The following is a 20,623-nucleotide window of genomic DNA, read 5'->3' on the forward strand; positions in this document are numbered from 1 at the left end:
TTGCGCAAACTGCTTATTTATTGCTAAATGATTGATGGAAATGAATTTGAACCGATTTCAGCCACTTACAGCACTTTTTCCGTTGCGCAACTAAAACCAGCCTTATTTGCGCTTCATATTGGGTTGGAGCAAAAATTTATAAAGAAAGAAACGGCATTTCAATAATTGAAAGAGGAAATTTGCAGTGAATTATTCAGAAAATAAAACATTCATAAAGATGTAATATGGATTTTTCATTTTATTTTAACTTATATCATCATCCTATCTCCCTACATCCCTCCGCCAGAGGCAGGTATCTATCATGAGTACTGACAGAAGCGTATTTTATATTTCAGACGGCACGGCAATCACCGCCGAAGTACTGGGTCATGCCGTGCTGTCGCAGTTTCCGGTCAACGCCAATAGTGTCACGCTGCCTTTTGTTGAAAATGTACAGCGCGCTCAGGCCGTTAAAGCCCAGATCAATGCTATTTATCAGCAAAGCGGCATTCGTCCACTGGTGTTTTTTTCCATCGTAACGCCCGAAGTACGTGACATCATTGTCCAGAGTGAAGGGTTCTGTCAGGACATCGTTCAGGCGCTGGTTGCGCCTTTACAGCAGGAGCTGGGTTTATCACCGGCCCCGGTCGCGCATCGCACCCACGGTCTGGATGCCAGTAATCTGGGAAAATATGATGCGCGTATTGCCGCTATCGATTACACGCTGGCGCACGATGATGGTATCTCACTGCGCGGTTTAGAAGATGCCCAGGTGATTCTGCTGGGCGTATCGCGCTGTGGCAAAACGCCCACCAGCCTTTATCTGGCTATGCAGTTTGGTATCCGCGCCGCTAACTATCCGTTTATCGCCGATGATATGGATAACCTGAAGCTACCGCCCGCGCTGCGCCAGCACCAACATAAGTTGTTTGGCCTGACTATCGATCCAGAACGCCTGGCGGCTATTCGGCAGGAGCGTGCGGAAAATACCCGTTACGCATCAATGCGCCAGTGCCGAATGGAAGTGGGTGAAGTTGAAGCCTTGTTCCGCACCCATCAAATACGCTATCTCAACAGTACCAACTATTCGGTAGAAGAGATTGCCACTAAGATTCTCGACATCATGGGGCTGACGCGCAGAATGTATTAATTCCCCACTGATTATGATGTAAACCGTGGCTGCCGTTGATATTTTCTCGTTTTCTGCATACCGGGTTGTATTCGCAAGCTAATGGTTTATTGTGACCATCATCACTTCCCGGTATTTCACCGTTGCGAAGAACAGCTTTCGAGACACTCATGAATAAAACAGACGAACTGCGTACGGCGCGCATTGGCAGCCTGATTACGCCTGCTATGCTGGCGGCAGAATATCCCATTTCTGCCGCCATTGCCGAAAATGTGATTGCGGCGCGCAAGCGTATCGCCCGTATTCTTTCCGGCGAAGATCCGCGCCTGCTGGTAATCATTGGCCCCTGCTCTTTGCACGATCCCCAGGCGGCTCTGGATTATGCGCAACGCCTGAATGTACTGCGTGAGCGGTATCAGGATCGCCTGGAAATCGTCATGCGCACCTATTTTGAAAAGCCGCGTACCGTTGTCGGCTGGAAGGGACTGATTTCCGATCCCGATCTGGACGGCAGCTTTGATGTCAATCGCGGCATCGGTATTGCCCGAAAATTGCTTATTGATATCAATGCCACCGGCATGCCAACCGCCACCGAGTTTCTTGATATGGTGATCGGGCAGTTTATTGCCGATCTCATCAGCTGGGGCGCAATCGGAGCACGCACGACGGAAAGCCAGATTCACCGCGAAATGGCGTCTGCCCTCTCTTGCCCGGTCGGTTTTAAAAATGGCACCGATGGCAATGTCCGTATTGCTGTGGATGCCATTCGCGCCGCGCGCGTCAGCCATATGTTTTTATCGCCCGATAAACACGCGCAAATGACGATTTATCAAACCAGTGGCAACCCACATGGACACGTTATTTTACGCGGCGGTAAACAGCCGAACTATCACGCCAGTGATGTTGCCGAAGCAGCGGCCAGTCTGCGTGAATTTAATCTGCCAGAGCAGATGGTGATCGACTTCAGCCACGGTAATTGCCTGAAGCAGCATCGTCGGCAGCGCGACGTGGCGATGGATATTGCGCAACAGATTCAGGCGGGTTCGCGTGCGGTTGCGGGCGTGATGATTGAGAGCTTCATCGAAGAAGGCAATCAAAAAGTCGTCAGTGGAAAACCGCTGGTTTATGGTCAGTCGATTACCGATCCTTGCCTCAGCTGGCAGGACAGCGAAGCGGTGCTGGCCCTGCTCGCCGAGGCTGTTTCACATCGGTTTTAATTAGCTGGAGCAGCTAACTTCCAGGGTTTTCCCCAGTCTGGCGGCCGCTGACGATATTCAGCGGCCGTTTCGTCACTGAAAGGTTGCTGTAACGCATGATGTAACCGCGCCAGCGCCTCAGTTTCGCCCCGTTCTGCCTCTTCAATCACCTGTTGCGCCAGATAGTTGCGCAATACCAGCGCCGGATTGGCGGTTTTCATCTGCGCCTGGCGCGTTTCATCACGCATGTTTTCCTTCAGCAGACGGTCACGGTAGCGCGTATACCAGTTGTCGAAGGCATCGCGATCAATGAACTCATCACGCAACGGTGAGCGCACCTCGTTTTGTTGCGTATTACTCAGCAGGCGAAACGTCAGAGTATAATCGCTGTGCTCTTTCTCCATCAGCGTAAGCAGGCCGGACAGAATCTCATTGTCTTCGTCCTGAGCGGTAAACAAACCCAGTTTTGCGCGCATGCGCTGACCCCATTCACGCATGAGCTCTGGCTCATAATGGCTCAGTGCCTGTTTAAGCTGATCCGTGGTAAGCAAGCCCGATAGTGCATGCGCGAGACGATTAAGATTCCACAGCCCGATCATCGGCTGGTTTTCGAAGCTGTAGCGCCCCTGATAATCGCTGTGATTACAGATAAAGTCTGGTTGATAGTCATCAAGGAAGCCAAACGGGCCGTAGTCCAGCGTCAGGCCCAGAATTGACATGTTATCGGTATTCATCACACCATGCGCAAAACCTGTGCTTTGCCATTGCGCAATTAAACGCGCGGTGCGCATCACGATGTCAGTGAACCACAACAGATAGCGATCGCTCTCATCGGCCCACTGGGGCCAGTGATGGCGAATAGCGTAATCTGCCAGCAAGGTCACTTTGTCTTGCTGATTACTGTAAAAAAATGTTCAAAGTGACCAAAGCGAAGATGGCTTTCCGCAATGCGCATCAGCATTGCGCCGCGCTCGGTGGTTTCACGGCGCACTGGTTCATCGCCAATCGCTATGGTGAGCGCACGCGTCGTGGGAATACCAAGATGATGCAACGCTTCAGAGGCCAGAAACTCACGTACCGTCGAACGAATAACGGCTCGCCCGTCACCCATACGTGAATAAGGCGTTAGCCCAGCGCCTTTAAATGCCAGTCAAGCTTGCCGCCATCAGCCAGGCGTTGTTCACCCAGTAAAATGCCGCGGCCGTCACCAAGCTGTCCAGCCCAGACGCCAAACTGATGACCGCTGTAAACCTGCGCCAGGGGCTGCATACCCGGCAACAGGTCCGCGCCATGCCAGACGCCATGGCCTTCTCCCTGAAACAGATTTTCATCGACTCCCATAGAGGCCGCTAAAGGCGCGTTATGATACAGCAGACGACCGCCCGCCAGTGGCGTAGGGTTAAGTGCGGTGTAGCTGCCTTGCAGTTCATGAAACCAACTGTTTTCAAATTGCATCGTTTCTCCCGAGCGGCGAGGGTACATGCCGTCGTTGTAAAACTTTTAGTGTAACGCTGAAAACAGAGACAGGACAGAAAGCATTAATGCGGGTGTAATGAAGGCGGAGCGCAACTGTCAGCGCAGATCAAGCTATCAAGCGCATCGGATTTAACCACTGGAAATAATGCGCCCTGAATATGTAAACCGGGCAAAAAGGCGATTTTATTCAACATAAGATCGTCATCGATTCCGCAAATAATCATCTGCTCACAGTGTGAATGGAAATTATCGACGATACTTTGAATAAAGGGTTGGAACGATGCGCGCTTTGCCAGCGAGTGAACAAATTGTTTATCAAGTTTGATACAGGTAAATAAATTATCATATATCGCATTGGAAGGTGACTTCCCTGCCCCAAATTGTGAAAGCGATAATTTGAATTCATGCTTAAGAGAGGCCAGTAAGGGATTATTAATCCCCTGGGAGAGTTGCGGAAACGTTTCACTGATATCCAGCAGTAAAAAAGGCAGCTGTTTTACTTTGCGCGTCAAAAACTCACTTTCAAGTAGGGTAACCGACATATTATGATCGATGCGCATCGACGCTTTAACATTATGTTGAGCAAAAAAGCGTAGTTCTGCTCCAGCAGTGCAATTTGGCTTTGTAACAGGCGCAGCTGCTGAGCATCACTTAGCTGTGGCAACAGCAAATCCTGCGGCAGCGTAATTGGCGCACTTTCATGAACGAACTGACTCACCAGTTCTACAGCGGTTAACTGCCCATTCATTGTATAGGCAGGATAAAACCAAATTTCCGACTGATAGTCGGCACTTAAGTGAATTTTCATTTCGGTAGCCAGAAGACACGGCGATTAACGCATCGTATATGATTGAAATCAACCAGGCAATAGTATCAAACGATGGAAGTGATGGATATCTTTATGCTTCCATTGCCGTTTGCCGTATGAATGGAATCCTTAAGCCAAATATAGTGAAAAGCAATTTCAGCAATCCTGAAATTTAAATGTAGGGTTATTGTTATAATTAAAATCGTTTCAGGTAAAGTACCATTTAAAATAAGAGTTTAAACGTGAGGATTTTTCTGATTTAAATTGGACTTAAGCAACAGTATATTCACATTGTTAAATCCGTCTTGCCTGCCAGAAGACTTTTCGCCAATAGACATTATCTAGCGACGATCGGATCACGCCCTGGCTGGTAGAGGCATGAATGAACGCATTATCGGTATCGTAAATGCCGACATGCAACCCATTCTCACCGCTACCGGTTTTGAAGAACACCAGATCGCCCGGTAACAGGTCATCTTTACTGATGCGCGTTCCGATATCGCTTTGTGCCAGCGTTGTCCGGGGCAACTGCAAATCAAATTTATCGCGGAAGGTAAGATAGACAAAGCCAGAGCAATCAACGCCACGACGACTCATGCCCCCATAGCGATACGGTGTGCCTCGCCAGTTGCCCAGTTGATCATTAAGTTGCGCAATAACGGTGATTGAATCGGAGAGACGCCCATTGACAGGCGGCGAATGATGGCTACATCCCGCCAACAGCAAGACCAGAATCAGCAAGCCCATCCGCATCGCAGCATATCCTTATTAAGTTGCAACCGCGTTAATGTAACGGGAAACCGCTGCGCGTGGCAAGCCAGCCGCATTAGGGCATCACGGTTAATAAAGTCCGTCCTTCCAGCTCCAACTGACGAAACCTGATGTGGTACAGCGAGGATAAGCGATCCGCTGTCAGTACCCCTGAGGGTTCACCTTGCGCAACAACCTTACCACGGTATAAAAGCCAGGCTATATCGGCATGCAGTAAGCTGTGATTAAGATCGTGGCTGCTGGCAACCACACAAAGGCCCGATGCACACTGTTCAGTAATCAGATCGTCTATTGCTTTTTGTTGCGCAATATCGAGAGCGGTCATCGGCTCATCTAAAATTAATATTTGCCCTTGCCCATTAATCTGCCGATCAATTTGCGCAAATACCGCAGCCAGCCGCACACGTTGCCATTCGCCGCCAGAAAGCTGGGTTAATGGCCGGGTGAGCTTGTCGTGTAATTGCAATTTCTCCAGCAGCGTACCCAGCCGCTGATCGGCGCCAGGCATATTGGCATGCAGGTGGAGTCGCAAATAATGATATACCGGCATTAGGCTCAGTGCAGGCTGCTGTTGCGGCAGCCAGGCACGTACACGCGCTAACGCCGGACCGCGCCAGAGCGAAAGTGGTGTGCCTGATAAAATCACCTCGCCTTCGCTGCTTTGCAACCCGGCTAACAGGCTCAGCAAAGTGCTTTTTCCGGCCCCGTTAGGACCAACAATATGCACTCGTTGCCCGGCGGCAAGTCCGGCAGTAAAGGCCACAGCCGTCCGGGAACGGCTGCGTCTTTTAATTGCAATAGCATCTATTTTGCCAGTGCCACTTTAATGCTTTCCAGGATAATCGGATCTTCCGGCGTCATGTCGGGTGCGAAACGTTGCACAATATTGCCCTGACGATCGATAAGGAATTTTTCGAAGTTCCACAAAATATCGCCAGGCACCTTGGGTGCACGCCCTTTGCTCACCTGCCGCTCATAAAAACCGCTGCTTTCAGGACGCACCGCTTCTGGTTGCGCCGCGACCAGTTGCGTATAGAGGGGATGACGTTCGGCACCGTTGACCTCAGTTTTGCTAAACACTGGAAAGGTCACGCCATAGGTGGTGCTGCAAAATGTTTTGATCTCTTCGTTGCTGCCCGGCTCTTGCTCCAGAAACTGATTACAAGGGAAGCCCAGGACGCTGAAACCGTGCTCTTGCCAGGCTTTTTGTAGGTTCTCCAGCTCTTCATACTGCGGCGTTAACCCACATTTTGACGCGACGTTGACGACCAGCAGCACCTTTCCCTGCCACTGTGATAGCGTGGTTTTTTCCCCATCCAGCGTAACCAGTTCAGTTTGATAAATGCTCATAACGAATTCCTGTTGTTAATGCATTAAAGCCAGCCGCAGCTAGCGCGAAGATTTTACTAATAACGCAATGAATAACGGTGCGCCCAGCGTGGCAGTTACTACCCCAATTGGCAATTCAGCCGAGGTCAGCGCCAGGCGGGCAATGATGTCAGCACCGAGCAGCACCCCCGCACCTGCGAGCGCCGAAGCGGGTAATAAATAACGATGATCGCTCAATCCACTCAGGCGCAACAGATGGGGGATAACCAAACCGACAAAACCGATAGCGCCCGCCATCGCGACGCTGATACCCACCAGCCACCCCATCGCCAGCACAAAAAGGTTGCGCCAGAAAAACAGCGACAGGCCGAGCTGACGCGCAGAGGTTTCCCCCAGCGCCAGCTGATTGAGTACGCGCGCCGATTGCATCAGCAGCAGAGTGACCGGAAGCATGGCCAGCATCATCCAACCATAGCGCCAGTCAATGCCGCTAAAGCCCCCATCATCCAGTACATTAGCTGGCGCAGATCGAGGCTGGTACTGAAATAAACAGCCCAGGTCATAACGGCACTGCAAATAATGCCGAGTGCCACGCCCGTCAACAACAGGCGCGTAACTGAAAGCTGCCGGTGAGCAAAATGCAGCAGAATTAACGTGATGAGCAGCGCACCGGCCATGGCCGCCAGACTGAGGCTCCATAGCGAACCGCTGCCAAGCAGCACCCCAAGCACCAGGCCGATACCGGCCCCGTTCGACACGCCCAGCAGCCCCGGTTCAGCCAGAGGGTTGGTAAACAGCGCCTGCATCACAACGCCACACACCGCCAGGGCTGCCCCGACTAACATAACGGCCAGGGTGCGCGGCATTCGCAGTTGCCAGACAAAAAGCTGGCCACTGTCGCTCATCCATTGTGCGGGTGTGATCCAGCTGTCACCGGCGCACAGGCTAAGAAATAAAAAGAGAAAGTAGTGCAATGCCCAGACCGATTAACCATTTTTGGCTACGGCGATCGGCCTTGCGCGCGAGCTGGTCCAGCAGAGACATAAGCAGGATTGACTGAGAAAACAGAGATTTGATTGTAGTGGGATTGTAGAAAAAAGAAAGCCGCGTAATGCGGCACCTTGCGGTGCCGGGGCAGCGTTATTTATGCAGAGGCATTTGCTGATCGTTGCCGTTGCCGTGACCTTTATTATCATGTTTCTGCTGCGGCTGGCTATGTTGCGGCTTGCTGTCATGCTTTTGTGCAGCTTGCGCGGACTTATGATTGCCTGGGCGTTGTGACTGCCAGCCATTACCATTCCAGTAGCCGTGTGGTCCTTTTAATCCAACATGACGCCCCTGATGCTGCTTCCACCAGGTGGGTGCTCGCCAGTCGTAACCGTCCCAGTAATAACCGCGATTATCGCGATCGCCAATATGAATGGACACGCCCGGTGTATTGATATTCACAGAAACACTGGCGTTCACCAGCAGCGGCATGCCTAACAGGATGCTTAATAAAATAGCTGTCTTTTTCATCAGCCTGACCTCTGGTTATGTAGTGGCGCTGTTATATCAAAAGCGTTTGATACGTCACTATCGGCAGGTGCTGATTTGCAAGTCGTTTTCCCGATGCTTACACAATCCTGACACAGTGAAGAAAAGTTGAGCCTGTATAACAGCTTCAGCCGCAGACAGACATGAAAAAGGCCGCTTACGCGGCCTTTTTTAAACACTGAAATTAGTCAGTTTCTTTGGGTGTAGCGTTCTCGACGCGACTTTTCAGCTTTTGCCCTGGACGGAAGGTCACTACGCGACGCGCAGTGATTGGAATATCTTCTCCCGTCTTAGGGTTTCTGCCTGGACGCTGGTTTTTGTCTCGCAGGTCGAAATTACCAAACCCAGACAGTTTTACCTGTTCCCCATTTTCTAAAGCGCGGCGAACTTCTTCGAAAAACAGTTCCACCAACTCTTTCGCATCGCGTTTGCTTAGTCCGAGTTTTTCAAACAGGTACTCTGACATTTCAGCTTTTGTAAGCGCCATAGGTTCAATCCCTCAAGGTTGCCTGGAATCGCTCTTTTAATGCCGCAACGCATTTGCCAACGGTCGCGGCAATCTCCTCTTCTTCGAGTGTCCGGCTGGTATCCTGCAAAATCAGGCTGATAGCGAGGCTCTTAAAGCCCTCGGAAACGCCCTTACCGCGGTACACGTCAAACAAGTTTACGCCAACTACCTGATTTACGCCAACTTTCTTACACTCCGCAATGATATCTGCTGCAGGGACATTTTCAGCCACTACAACAGCGATATCACGACGGTTTGCAGGGAAGCGTGAAATCTCGCGCGCGTCAGGCAGGACGCGGTCTGCGACCTTATTCCAAAGCAGTTCAAAGACTAAGGTGCGACCGTTAAGATCCAGCTTACGTTCCAGCTCGGGATGAACCACTCCGATAAATCCGATTCGTTCATCTTGCAAATAAATTGCCGCGCTTTGACCCGGATGCAGCGCCGGATTCACTTCAGCACGGAAGCTGATCTCGTCTGTTTTGCCGGTTAAATCGAGCAGCGATTCTAAATCGCCTTTTAAATCATAGAAGTCAACCGTCTGACGCGCCAGATCCCAATGCTCTTCATAACGATTACCGCTGATGACGCCAGCCAGCATAAGATCCTGACGGATACCTAAATCAGCTTGTGTATCTGGTACAAAGCGCAAACCGCTTTCAAACAGACGCACACGGCTCTGCTGACGGTTTTGATTGTGCACCACCGCGCTCAGCAGACCGGTCCACAGAGAGAGTCGCATGGTCGACATATCGCTGGAGATAGGGCTTGGCAGAAGCAGCGCCTCTTCTCCCGGATGCAGCAATTGCTGAATTTTCGGATCGACAAAGCTGTACGTAATCGCTTCCTGATAGCCTTTATCAACCAGCAGGTTTTTCGCACGTTTCAGCGACAAATCAGCTTCACGATGCTGAGTCATGATCAGCCCAGCCTGCACCGGCACATCAGGAATATTGTTGTAGCCGTAAACACGTGCAACTTCTTCAATCAGGTCTTCTTCGATTGCCATATCAAAGCGCCAGGTAGGTGCGGTCGCTTTCCATTCGCCCTCACCTACGCTGACCTGGCAGCCCAGACGCGTCAGAATATCTGTAACCTGTTCGTCGGCGATAACATGGCCAATCAAACGATCAAGCTTTTCACGACGCAGAGTAATCGTGGCCTGCGGCGGCAAAGCATCCTGATGTGTTTGATCAATGACCGGCCCCGCTTCTCCACCGCAGATCTCCAGCAGCAGTTGCGTTGCACGCTCAAGGGCTTTGTGTTGCAGCGCCGGGTCAACGCCGCGCTCGTAACGATGCGATGCGTCAGTATGCAGGCCGTGGCGGCGTGCGCGTCCAGTAATCGCCAGCGGATCAAAATAGGCACACTCAAACAGAATGTTTTGTGTTTCTGTATTCACGCCTGAATGTTCACCACCGAAGATACCGCCCATTGCCAGAGCTTTGTGATGATCGGCGATCACCAGCGTATCGTTAGCGAGTTTGGCTTCGCTACCGTCCAGCAGCGTCAGGGTTTCGCCCTCTTTGGCCATGCGCACCACAATCCCGCCATCGATACGATCAAGGTCGAAGGCGTGCATTGGCTGGCCCAGCTCGAGCAGCACATAGTTGGTAATATCCACCACCGGATCGATAGAACGAATGCCGCAGCGACGCAGCTTCTCTTTCATCCATAATGGCGTGGCTGCACCAACGTTGACACCTTTGACAACCCGGCCCAAATAGCGTGGGCAGGCGTCTGTCGCATCGACACGAACAGGAAACGTGTCGTTGATCGTTGCGGCAACCGGTTTGATTTCCGGCGCATTAAGCGGCAGACCGTTTAATACGGCCACGTCGCGGGCGATACCGATGATGCCCAGACAGTCGGCACGGTTTGGCGTTACGCTGATTTCAATCGTGTTGTCATCAAGTTGCAGATACTCACGAATATCGGTGCCGACTGGCGCATCCGCTGGCAGTTCGATAATGCCGGAGTGATCGTCAGAAATACCCAACTCAGAGAAAGAGCACAGCATTCCTTCTGACGGCTCACCACGCAGTTTTGCTGCCTTGATTTTAAAATCACCCGGCAGCACTGCGCCAACGGTCGCCACTGCCACTTTCAGGCCCTGGCGGCAGTTTGGCGCACCACAAACGATATCCAGCAGACGTTCACCGCCTACATTGATTTTGGTCACGCGCAGTTTGTCGGCGTTAGGATGCTGACCGCACTCAACCACTTCACCGACAACCACACCGTGAAACGCACCGGCAACCGGATCAATGCCATCAACTTCCAGACCGGCCATGGTGATTTGCTCAGACAGCGCAGCACTGTCCAGGGCTGGATTTACCCATTCGCGTAACCAGAGTTCACTGAATTTCATTGGATAACCTGCCCTTACTTAAATTGTTTGAGGAAACGTAAATCATTTTCGAAGAATGCGCGCAGATCGGTGACGCCGTAGCGCAACATGGTCAGACGCTCCATGCCCATACCAAAGGCGAAACCTGAATAGACTTCTGGATCGATACCCACGTTACGCAGTACGTTAGGATGCACCATGCCGCAGCCCAGCACTTCCAGCCATTTGCCGTTTTTACCCATCACGTCCACTTCAGCAGAGGGTTCGGTGAACGGGAAATAGGAAGGACGGAAGCGAATCTGCAAGTTTTCCTCGAAGAAGTTATTCAGGAAATCGTGCAGTGTCCCCTTCAGGTTGGTAAAGCTGATGTTTTTATCAACGATCAAGCCTTCCATCTGATGGAACATCGGGGTATGCGTTTGGTCGTAATCGTTACGATAGACCCGTCCTGGCGCGATAATGCGGATAGGCGGCTGCTGATTCTTCATGGTACGGATCTGTACACCTGACGTTTGAGTACGCAGCAGGCGCGTGGCGTCAAACCAGAAGGTGTCGTGATCGGCACGCGCAGGATGATGCCCAGGAATATTCAGTGCATCAAAGTTGTGGTAATCATCTTCTATTTCCGGACCGGTCGCGACTGCGAAACCAAGTTCACCAAAAAAGGTTTCGATACGATCAATCGTACGGGTCACCGGATGCAAGCCGCCATTCTCAATGCGGCGACCCGGCAGTGACACATCGATGGTTTCAGCCGCCAGACGCGCATTGAGCTCCGCTGATTCCAGCGACGCTTTGTGTGCGTTCAGGCGATCAGTCACTTGCTGTTTGGCTTCGTTAATTACCGCACCGGCTGCTGGACGCTCTTCTGGTGGCAGCTCGCGTAATGTGGTCATCTGTAATGTCAGATGCCCTTTCTTACCCAAATATTCGACGCGCACCGCGTCAAGGGCGGCGATATCCGTCGCCCCGTCGATGGCCGCCGTGGCTTTGGCCACCAGTTCTGCGAGTTGGGACATGTTTTCCTCTTCTTCCAGTCAGGCTGGTCAGTTCTCGTTGGGACCTTTAGATCCAATGTGCTATCGCCAAAAACAAAAAAGCCTCCACGAGGGAGGCTTTCGGCGCGATTTTTCGTTTCTTTTCTTATGCGCAAAAGCCCCTGACTGTCAGGCGCTAAAGTAAAAAAAGAAACGGAAAATAGCAGCATTCATGCTTGCAGTTACCTTGTCATCAAATGAACGGCACTATTGAAATGCCCAACGGCGAAAATGTCAATCTTTTGCATGAGTTACAGGCAATAAAAAGGGAGCAAGCTCCCTTTTTCATCTGACTTACGCCAGAGCTGATTTCGCTTTTTCAACCAGTGCAGTAAATGTCACTTTGTCGAATACGGCGATGTCAGCCAGGATTTTACGGTCAATTTCAATGGCTGCTTTTTTCAGACCATTGATGAAACGGCTGTAAGACATACCGTTCTGACGCGCCGCAGCGTTGATACGTGCGATCCACAGCTGACGGAACTGACGCTTACGTTGACGACGGTCACGGTAAGCATACTGACCAGCTTTGATAACAGCCTGGAAGGCAACGCGGTATACACGTGAACGTGCACCGTAATAGCCTTTAGCTTGTTTTAAGATTTTTTTGTGACGTGCGCGAGCAACTACACCACGTTTAACGCGAGCCATGTGAGCTCTCCTGTTCTATATTCTGTTAAAAAAATTGACTTATGCGTACGGCAGGCAGGCAACAACCAGACCCAGATCGCCTTTAGACACCATGCCTTTAGGGCGCAGGTGACGTTTACGCTTAGTTGACTTTTTGGTCAGAATATGACGCAGGTTTGCGTGTTTACGCTTGAAGCCGCCAGAAGCGGTCTTCTTGAAGCGCTTAGCCGCGCCACGTACAGTTTTAATCTTTGGCATTTTAAAAAATATCCACTTCGCATTGTTGATAACATGACCCAGACAGGCGAACACTTAGCCGCACAGCGCGAACGCTGCGCGGTAAATATTACTTGAAAGCCTACTGTTTCTTCTTAGGAGCGAGCACCATGATCATCTGGCGGCCTTCGATCTTCGAAGGGAAGGATTCGACAATGGCCAAATCCAGATCTTCACACAGGTCTTTACGGACGCGGTTAAGCACTTCCATACCGATCTGTTGGTGCGCCATCTCACGACCACGAAAACGCAGCGTGATTTTGGCTTTGTCGCCTTCTTCCAGAAAGCGAATCAGGTTGCGTAGTTTGACCTGATAGTCGCCATCATCGGTTCCAGGACGGAATTTAATTTCCTTAACCTGAATAACTTTTTGCTTCTTCTTCTGTTCCTTAGAAGATTTGCTTTTCTCATAGAGGAACTTGCCGTAATCCATAATGCGGCAAACCGGCGGTTCGGCGTTCGGGCTGATTTCAACTAAATCAACGCCCGCTTCCTCAGCTTTTTCCAAAGCCTCGCGTAGACTGACAATACCAATCTGCTCGCCATCAACGCCTGTTAAGCGCACTTCTGTTGCGCGGATTTCACTGTTGATTCGATTCGGACGCGTCGGTTGTACTCGTTTTCCGCCTTTAATACCTTATTCCTCCAATTGGTGAAGATTTCGGCTGCGAATCTCTTGTTGCAGCTTCTCAACAAACACATCAACATCCATCGACCCAAGGTCTTTACCACGGCGGGTGCGAACGGCTACTTTGCCAGCTTCCACCTCTTTGTCACCGCAGACCAACATATAAGGGACGCGACGTAATGTGTGCTCGCGGATTTTAAAGCCTATCTTCTCGTTTCTCAAGTCCGCTTTCACACGAATGCCAGCATTCTGCAATTTACGTGTCAAAGTCTCAACATATTCTGCTTGTCCGTCGGTAATATTCATTACCACAGCCTGCATCGGTGCCAACCAGCTTGGGAAGAAACCGGCAAACTCCTCGGTCAAAATGCCAATAAAGCGTTCCATTGAACCCAGAATCGCACGGTGAATCATCACTGGCGTCTGGCGATCGTTGTTTTCGCCAACATACGTGGCATCAAGACGCTTCGGCAGGGAGAAGTCTAGCTGAACTGTTCCGCACTGCCAGGCACGATCGAGGCAATCGTACAGAGTAAACTCAATTTTCGGGCCATAGAAGGCACCTTCGCCTGGCTGGAACTCAAACTCAATGTTGTTTTCGTTCAGCGCGGCTGCCAGATCTTCTTCAGCACGATCCCACATTTCATCCGTACCGATGCGCTTTTCCGGACGGGTGGAAAGTTTCACCACAATCTTTTCAAAGCCGAAGGTGCTGTACATGTCATAAACCATGCGAATACAGCTATTTACTTCATCACGCACCTGCTCTTCAGTACAGAAAACGTGGGCGTCATCCTGAGTGAAACCCCGCACACGCATCAGGCCATGCAGTGCTCCTGATGGCTCGTTACGGTGACAACTGCCAAACTCTGCCATACGCAGCGGCAGGTCACGATACGATTTCAGGCCCTGATTAAAAATCTGTACATGGCCTGGGCAGTTCATCGGCTTGATGCAATATTCGCGGTTCTCTGAAGAGGTGGTGAACATCGCTTCTTTATAGTTCTCCCAGTGCCCGGTTTTTTCCCACAGCACGCGGTCCATCATAAACGGACCTTTAACTTCTTGATACTGATATTCTTTCAGTTTGCTACGAACAAACACTTCCAGCTCGCGGAAGATGGTCCAGCCATCGTTGTGCCAGAACACCATGCCCGGCGCTTCTTCCTGCATATGGTAGAGATCAAGCTGCTTACCAATCTTACGATGGTCGCGTTTTGCGGCCTCTTCCAGACGCTGCAGATAGGCTGCCAGCTGTTTTTTGTCTGCCCAGGCCGTACCATAAATGCGCTGCAGCATTTTGTTATTGCTGTCACCGCGCCAGTAAGCACCTGAGATTTTCTGCAGTTTGAAATGATGGCAGAAACGCATATTTGGCACGTGCGGACCGCGGCACATGTCAATGTATTCTTCATGATGATAAAGGCCAGGACGATCGTCGTGGCTGATATTTTCATCAAGGATAGTGGTTTTATAGACTTCACCACGCGCAGCGAACACGTCGCGCGCTTCCTGCCAGCTGACTTTTTTCTTCACCACATCGTAGTTGGACTCAGCCAACTGATGCATGCGTTTCTCCAGCAGGTCGATATCTTCCTGGGTCAGGGTACGATCGATGTCGACATCATAATAGAAGCCGTTATCAATTACCGGACCGATCGCCATTTTGGTGTCTGGCCACAGCTGCTTAATCGCATGACCTAACAGGTGCGCGCAAGAGTGACGGATGATCTCCAGACCGGCTTCATCTTTCGCAGTGATAATCGCGACAGATGCATCTTCAGTAATGGGATCAACCGAATCGACCAGCTCGCCGTTCACACGACCGGCAATACAGGCTTTGGCTAAACCAGGGCCGATATCAAGTGCGATATCCATGACGCTGACAGGGCGGTCATAAACGCGCTGGCTGCCATCAGGAAGCGTAATTACAGGCATTTCATATCCTTAATTGCAGTGGTAAGCCACACGAAAGCCTACATGCAACATTGAGTAAATTTGATTGCCTGGCGTGATGTCAGACCCACATTGTCGGAATGACGCCAGGATTGTAGTGCGGCGCAGATAATAGCAGTTTTGGCTGACGATCAAAACCCATGCTTTTTCGCTAAGCCTCGGAGAGAGCAAAAAAAGCAGCCGGGTATCATACCCGGCTGCTTTAACGGATGTCGCGTACCAACGCTTACATCGCGTAAGAGAGCATGATCGAGGTTTTGGTGTCGGTACGATCCGGCGCCGATTCTGGCGGATTGTTATTCCAGGTCACGTTATAAGCCAGTTTAAGGGCAAAATGTTCGTTGATAGCGACCTGCAAACCGGTTTCTGAGTTCACCGTGGTATCTTCGCCAAAGCTGCTCAGCACAGAAACACCCTGGATGAATTTGGTGGTATCGGTGAGTTGCCACTGGTAGCTGACAGCGCCATAACCCAACGCTTTGGTTTCGTGGCCGCCATCATGAAAATCATCGTAACGCACACCCGGACCGAATTCAGCACGCAGCGAATGCACCGGGCCGTTCAGGATCTGACGACCGTAACCCGCCGTCAGAACATCACGTGAATCATAACCGTTGAAACGATCGCTCAGCCAACTCGCCTGGCCAAACAGGTAGTCGTAATTGCTGATGTTATAACGGCTACGGCCACCAATGTTATAGGTTTCAGAGGAGCGTTCATCATTTGATGAGGTATTTGCAGCATTACCCCACAAGCTGTAAGCCATGGAAGATTGATACCATGTCATATTGGTTTGCGCAGTCAGCGATGAGCTGGTGGTGTTACCGGTTTGCGCCAGGTAACCCGCAGACGCTGATCCATCAAACGGTTTTTTGGCTGTGGAAGGGTCATCCATAGAGGTAAAAACGTTGTTATCAGCCAATGCCTGATGGCAAAACGCGCCAGCAGAGAGCAAAAGAACAGCAGACAGCTTGTTTAAGGCTTTCATTAAATGTGATCCGTGCGACAGTTTAAAAAACGGAGAGTTTGAAGCGTTTCGCAAGTCAAGCAATGCAATTTACGGTAAGATTTGTAAAAAAATATTAACGCCAGTGAAATCTCTGCAAATGCCTTGATACGCCCTGATTAATGGGACTTTTCCCATTAACGCAGCGCATTATAATCGGCACTTAACGTAAAGACATCCCGTTAACGATAAGATTTTTCTCAACCGGCGAAAATTAACTTACATCTCTTTACTCGCTTAAATGAGAAAACTTTGATCTCATCTCCTTAATAATTCGCCCATTTTTTCATCTTGAACTACGATTTGGTCAGGAAAAATCATATTGAGGTGAATGATGAGCAGCCAATCGTTAACCCGTTATATCGTTACTTTTCATTTTCAGGAGTCTGGGCTAAGTGACATTCTGGAACTGACCAGCACCATGACGTCTGCGGGCTTCACCACCACGCTGACAGATGATGAAGGCCATCCACACGAACTCGGTACGAATAGCTTTGGCATTGTCAGCACGCTGGATGAGGCCGATTTACAACAGCAAGCTACAGCAGTGGGTGAAAGCGTGCTGGGACAGCAGCCTGAAGTGACGATTTCTACACTTGAGACGTTCTTACGCGACGCCGCCGGTAAAAGTTCATCCGTTTAGCCAGAATAAAGCTGTGCATCAACGCTGGTTTTGGTGAATATTTAAGCGTTAAAATCGATCTTACGCAGCGAATAAAGAGGATAGCCCGATGTGGTCAGCCATTAGTCGTCTGTTAAGCGAGCAGTTAGGCAACGCCGAAATCACGCAACGCCATGAACTTCCCGGTGGGGATGTGCATCCTGCCTGGCATATTCGTTATGGTGAACATGATGTTTTCGTAAAATGTAATCACCGCGACATGCTCTCACTGTTTACGTGGGAAGCCGATCAACTGGCCCTTCTTGAGCGAACGCAAACCGTGCGTGTTCCCGGGGTGTACGGCGTTGACAGCTACCGTGACGACAGTTTTTTATTGCTTGAGTACATTGCCCCGCAACCGCTTGACGATCGCAGCGCCTTTCAACTGGGCCAGCAGCTGGCGCAACTGCATCAGTGGAGCGAGCAAATGCAGTTCGGCCTTGATTTCGATAACAACATTACCACTACGCCGCAGCCTAATAGCTGGTTGCGCCGCTGGTCAGTATTTTTTGCAGAGCAGCGTATTGGCTGGCAGCTGCAAATTGCTGCTGAAAAAGGAATTTTGTACGGTGACACCGATCTCATCGTCACCTGTGTACAGCGCGTTCTGGCGTCCCACCATCCGCAGCCCTCTCTGCTGCATGGCGACCTCTGGCCCGCCAACGTTGCCGGTAGTGCGCAAGGCCCGTGGATATTTGACCCGGCATGCTACTGGGGCGATCGCGAATGCGATTTAGCGATGCTGAGTTGGTATACCGATCTGCCACGACAAATATTTGATGGTTATCATTCTGTCTGGCCGTTGCCGGATGGCTTTTCGCAGCGTCAACCGGTTTATCAGCTCTACTATTTGCTGAACCGCGCCAACGTGTTTGGTGGCAACTGGCTCAGCGAAGCGCAGTACGCTATTGGCCAGTTGCTGGATGAGGATGAAGCGGCACAGCATCAGGCCAAACCGGCCTGATTACTTATAAAAATCCCAGCAGCGACAGGACAAAGTAGCCTGCAATCGCAATCACGATCGGCAAAATATAGAGTGGGAAAATCTGTAAAAAATAGTGTGGCGAGGGACCCGCACTTTTTCTTCCAGTTGCTGGCGTGTGCGCCCTTCGCTGCCTTTGGCCTGTTCCAGGATCAGTTGATCTTCAATGCCTTCTTTTATGTGACGAGCCTGGCGTCCCATCCGTGCGCCAGAGGCTTCCAGCGCCAGGCCGACAAACACCAGAATGTAGATGATCCAGAAACCGATATTCATTTCTCCGTTGAACTCAGGCACTGGTGAGTTGTGCCAGAAAAAGCTCAGGAATGGCGTGTTAAAACGAATCATATCAATGATGACATGGATAAAATCCAGCATTACCGCATCAATGCCGGGCTGTTTCTCACTGTGCCTGAACATAAAACTCAGCACGGAAATTACCGTGGACAACAGCGCCAGTAAAAGATCACCCAGCCAGCCACACGCTTAAGGATGGCGATGCGGCCAGCCTGTTGATAGGTCATAATATCTCCTGAACCCAAAATCCAATGTGCACTAAGTCTACCTGCGCTCAGAAAAATTTCCCAAAAAAATGAGCAGGCTGCAGCGCGTATGCGCTGGCAATACCCGCGCCGAACGTTCGTGCTAAGGTAGCGCAAATTTCTCAAGGAGATGTCAAATGTCTTATCACCGCCCTGTTCTTGCTGCCTTGTTTGATATGGATGGATTAATTGTTGATTCCGAACCGCTGTGGGATCAGGCTGAAATGGATATTTTTTCAACGCTGGACGTCGACCTGACGCGCCGCAGCGAATTACCCGATACGCTCGGCCTGCGCATCGATCAGGTTGTGCGGATGTGGTACGAAACGTTGCCGTGGAGCGGGCCGAGTCAACAAGAGGTCACTGACCGGATCATCACCCGCGCGTTGAATTTAATCGAAGAGACGCGCCCTTTATTACCTGGCGTTGAAGCTGCGCTGCAACTGTGCCAGCAGCAGGGCCTGAAAATTGGCCTGGTTTCGGCTTCGCCGCTGCACATGCTGGAGCGCGTGTTGGCGCTCTTCAGTTTACGTTCTTACTTTGATGTTCTGGTGTCAGCAGAAGCGTTACCTTACAGCAAACCGCACCCACAGGTTTACCTGGATGCCGCGGCTAAACTTGGCATCGATCCGCTAAACTGCGTGACGCTTGAAGATTCTTTCAACGGAATGATTGCAACCAAAGCGGCGCGTATGCGTTCAATTGTTGTACCCGCCGCAGAACACCGCGATGATCCGCGCTGGTCGCTGGCAGAGGTTAAACTTAGCGATCTTACGCAACTGACGGCAGCGCACCTGCAAGGTTAAAAACAGCCCGCTTTCCGGCGGGCTTTTTATCAATAACATTGCGCAGAATTGATCTCCCCGCAAATAAATAAAACAACGTTTCATTTTAATTGAATTCGTAATTCACTCTGCCTAAGATGCGCAAAGAGACCCCAGCCGGGGCGTGCATAATCCTTTTGTAGAGAGGCCTGAGATGGACGTTCGTCAAAGCATTCATAGCGACCACGCAAAGCAGCTTGATACCACCGCACTGCGTCGTGAATTTCTGATTGAAAAAATCTTCGATGCCGATACTTACACCCTGACCTATAGCCACATTGATCGCATCATCATTGGCGGTGTGATGCCGGTAGACAAAGCGGTCTCTTTTGGGGACGACCTCGGGAAACAGCTCGGCGTGAGCTACTTCCTGGAACGACGCGAGCTTGGCGTGATTAACGTAGGCGGTGCTGGCCTGGTGGAAGTCGACGGTAAAACCTGGGAAATAGGTCATCAGGAGGCGCTTTACGTCGGCAAAGGCGCTCGCAATCTGGTGTTTCGCAGCGCCAGCCCCGCGCAGCCTGCCAAGTTTTATTACAACAGCGCCCCCGCTCACACCACTTTCCCTGATAAGAAAATCACGTTGCAGGAAGCCTCTTCAACCACGCTCGGCGATGCCGCGACCTCTAACCGCCGCACCATCAATAAGTTTATCGTGCCGGACGTACTGCCAACCTGCCAGCTCACCATGGGACTGACCAAACTGGAAGAAGGCAGCTTATGGAACACCATGCCGTGCCATACCCATGAACGCCGCATGGAGGTCTATTTCTATTTTGATATGAGTGACGAGACCGCCGTGTTCCACATGATGGGGCAGCCGCAAGAAACACGTCATTTGCTGGTACATAACGAACAGGCGGTGATCTCTCCCAGCTGGTCTATCCATGCTGGTGTGGGCACGCAGCGTTATACCTTTATCTGGGGCATGATTGGTGAAAATCAGGTGTTTGATGACATGGACCACGTCAAAATTAGCGAACTGCGCTAAGCAGAGGAGAA

At 50.8% G+C, this 20,623-nt stretch carries 18 protein-coding genes, 5 pseudogenes and 1 other annotated feature; of the genes and pseudogenes, 6 read left to right on the forward strand and 17 right to left on the reverse strand.

Annotated features, from left to right (window positions below):
- Positions 1 to 301: 301 nt before the first annotated feature.
- Positions 302 to 1,129, forward strand: a complete 828-nt coding sequence (gene ppsR, locus O3W44_RS05010; protein WP_269292214.1) for a posphoenolpyruvate synthetase regulatory kinase/phosphorylase PpsR — start codon at positions 302 to 304, stop codon at positions 1,127 to 1,129.
- Between the two features lie 149 nt (positions 1,130 to 1,278).
- Entirely contained in the window at positions 1,279 to 2,325 is a 1,047-nt protein-coding gene (locus tag O3W44_RS05015; protein ID WP_269292215.1) for a 3-deoxy-7-phosphoheptulonate synthase, read from the forward strand.
- Here O3W44_RS05015 and O3W44_RS05020 read toward each other — a convergent pair.
- The 16 genes and pseudogenes from O3W44_RS05020 to O3W44_RS05100 all read right to left on the reverse strand — a co-directional run bounded on the left by O3W44_RS05020 (position 2,326) and on the right by O3W44_RS05100 (position 16,597).
- A pseudogene (locus O3W44_RS05020) lies at positions 2,326 to 3,759 on the reverse strand (protein adenylyltransferase SelO). It lies immediately after the preceding gene.
- Between the two features lie 83 nt (positions 3,760 to 3,842).
- Positions 3,843 to 4,588, reverse strand: a pseudogene (locus O3W44_RS24660) (EAL domain-containing protein).
- Between the two features lie 294 nt (positions 4,589 to 4,882).
- Positions 4,883 to 5,341: an NlpC/P60 family protein gene (locus O3W44_RS05035; protein ID WP_269292218.1), complete on the reverse strand. Its 459-nt coding sequence runs from the start codon at positions 5,339 to 5,341 to the stop codon at positions 4,883 to 4,885.
- 73 nt (positions 5,342 to 5,414) lie between these two features.
- A pseudogene (gene btuD, locus O3W44_RS05040) lies at positions 5,415 to 6,163 on the reverse strand (vitamin B12 ABC transporter ATP-binding protein BtuD).
- Positions 6,164 to 6,709 (reverse strand): glutathione peroxidase, encoded by a 546-nt coding sequence (locus tag O3W44_RS05045; RefSeq protein WP_269292219.1) that lies wholly within the window; start codon positions 6,707 to 6,709, stop codon positions 6,164 to 6,166.
- A gap of 39 nt (positions 6,710 to 6,748) precedes the next feature.
- Positions 6,749 to 7,732: pseudogene (gene btuC, locus O3W44_RS05050) on the reverse strand (vitamin B12 ABC transporter permease BtuC).
- Positions 7,733 to 7,828: 96 nt separating this feature from the next.
- A complete protein-coding gene (locus O3W44_RS05055) occupies positions 7,829 to 8,206 on the reverse strand; it encodes a DUF2502 domain-containing protein (protein WP_269292220.1) in 378 nt (125 codons plus the stop codon).
- Positions 8,207 to 8,408: 202 nt separating this feature from the next.
- Positions 8,409 to 8,711, reverse strand: a complete 303-nt coding sequence (ihfA, locus tag O3W44_RS05060; RefSeq protein ID WP_003853259.1) for an integration host factor subunit alpha — start codon at positions 8,709 to 8,711, stop codon at positions 8,409 to 8,411.
- Positions 8,712 to 8,715: 4 nt separating this feature from the next.
- Positions 8,716 to 11,103, reverse strand: a complete 2,388-nt coding sequence (gene pheT, locus O3W44_RS05065; RefSeq protein WP_269292221.1) for a phenylalanine--tRNA ligase subunit beta — start codon at positions 11,101 to 11,103, stop codon at positions 8,716 to 8,718.
- A 14-nt stretch (positions 11,104 to 11,117) separates the two neighbouring features.
- Complete coding sequence (pheS, locus tag O3W44_RS05070; protein ID WP_269292222.1) at positions 11,118 to 12,101, reverse strand: phenylalanine--tRNA ligase subunit alpha; 984 nt, start codon at positions 12,099 to 12,101, stop codon at positions 11,118 to 11,120.
- 71 nt (positions 12,102 to 12,172) lie between these two features.
- Positions 12,173 to 12,298: a sequence feature (Phe leader region), on the reverse strand.
- Complete coding sequence (gene pheM, locus O3W44_RS05075) at positions 12,249 to 12,293, reverse strand: pheST operon leader peptide PheM (protein WP_106120997.1); 45 nt, start codon at positions 12,291 to 12,293, stop codon at positions 12,249 to 12,251. Its footprint overlaps the feature before it by 45 nt.
- Before the next feature lie 115 nt (positions 12,299 to 12,413).
- Complete coding sequence (gene rplT, locus O3W44_RS05080; protein ID WP_269292223.1) at positions 12,414 to 12,770, reverse strand: 50S ribosomal protein L20; 357 nt, start codon at positions 12,768 to 12,770, stop codon at positions 12,414 to 12,416.
- 39 nt (positions 12,771 to 12,809) lie between these two features.
- Positions 12,810 to 13,007, reverse strand: coding sequence for a 50S ribosomal protein L35 (rpmI, locus tag O3W44_RS05085; protein WP_006118955.1), 198 nt, complete (start codon positions 13,005 to 13,007; stop codon positions 12,810 to 12,812).
- Positions 13,008 to 13,107: 100 nt separating this feature from the next.
- A complete protein-coding gene (gene infC / locus O3W44_RS05090; protein WP_269294361.1) occupies positions 13,108 to 13,659 on the reverse strand; it encodes a translation initiation factor IF-3 in 552 nt (183 codons plus the stop codon).
- Positions 13,660 to 13,662: 3 nt separating this feature from the next.
- A complete protein-coding gene (gene thrS / locus O3W44_RS05095; RefSeq protein ID WP_269292224.1) occupies positions 13,663 to 15,591 on the reverse strand; it encodes a threonine--tRNA ligase in 1,929 nt (642 codons plus the stop codon).
- Between the two features lie 244 nt (positions 15,592 to 15,835).
- Complete coding sequence (locus O3W44_RS05100) at positions 15,836 to 16,597, reverse strand: DUF481 domain-containing protein (protein ID WP_269292225.1); 762 nt, start codon at positions 16,595 to 16,597, stop codon at positions 15,836 to 15,838.
- A 352-nt stretch (positions 16,598 to 16,949) separates the two neighbouring features.
- Between O3W44_RS05100 and ghoS the strand changes: the two genes are divergently transcribed.
- Positions 16,950 to 17,258, forward strand: a complete 309-nt coding sequence (gene ghoS / locus O3W44_RS05105) for a type V toxin-antitoxin system endoribonuclease antitoxin GhoS (RefSeq protein WP_269294362.1) — start codon at positions 16,950 to 16,952, stop codon at positions 17,256 to 17,258.
- Between the two features lie 88 nt (positions 17,259 to 17,346).
- Positions 17,347 to 18,240: a fructosamine kinase family protein gene (locus tag O3W44_RS05110; RefSeq protein ID WP_269292226.1), complete on the forward strand. Its 894-nt coding sequence runs from the start codon at positions 17,347 to 17,349 to the stop codon at positions 18,238 to 18,240.
- Between the two features lie 4 nt (positions 18,241 to 18,244).
- Here O3W44_RS05110 and O3W44_RS05115 read toward each other — a convergent pair.
- Positions 18,245 to 18,779: pseudogene (locus O3W44_RS05115) on the reverse strand (YniB family protein).
- Between the two features lie 155 nt (positions 18,780 to 18,934).
- Here O3W44_RS05115 and hxpB point away from each other — a divergent pair.
- Together hxpB and kduI are read left to right on the forward strand one after the other, a co-directional pair.
- On the forward strand, positions 18,935 to 19,603 hold the full coding sequence (hxpB, locus tag O3W44_RS05120; protein ID WP_269292227.1) for a hexitol phosphatase HxpB: 669 nt from the start codon (positions 18,935 to 18,937) through the stop codon (positions 19,601 to 19,603).
- A gap of 172 nt (positions 19,604 to 19,775) precedes the next feature.
- Positions 19,776 to 20,612 (forward strand): 5-dehydro-4-deoxy-D-glucuronate isomerase, encoded by an 837-nt coding sequence (gene kduI, locus O3W44_RS05125; protein ID WP_269292228.1) that lies wholly within the window; start codon positions 19,776 to 19,778, stop codon positions 20,610 to 20,612.
- Positions 20,613 to 20,623: the final 11 nt, after the last annotated feature.

The sequence above is a fragment of the Pantoea sp. LMR881 genome (genome assembly GCF_027157825.1).
Lineage (GTDB): Bacteria > Pseudomonadota > Gammaproteobacteria > Enterobacterales > Enterobacteriaceae > Pantoea > Pantoea haifensis.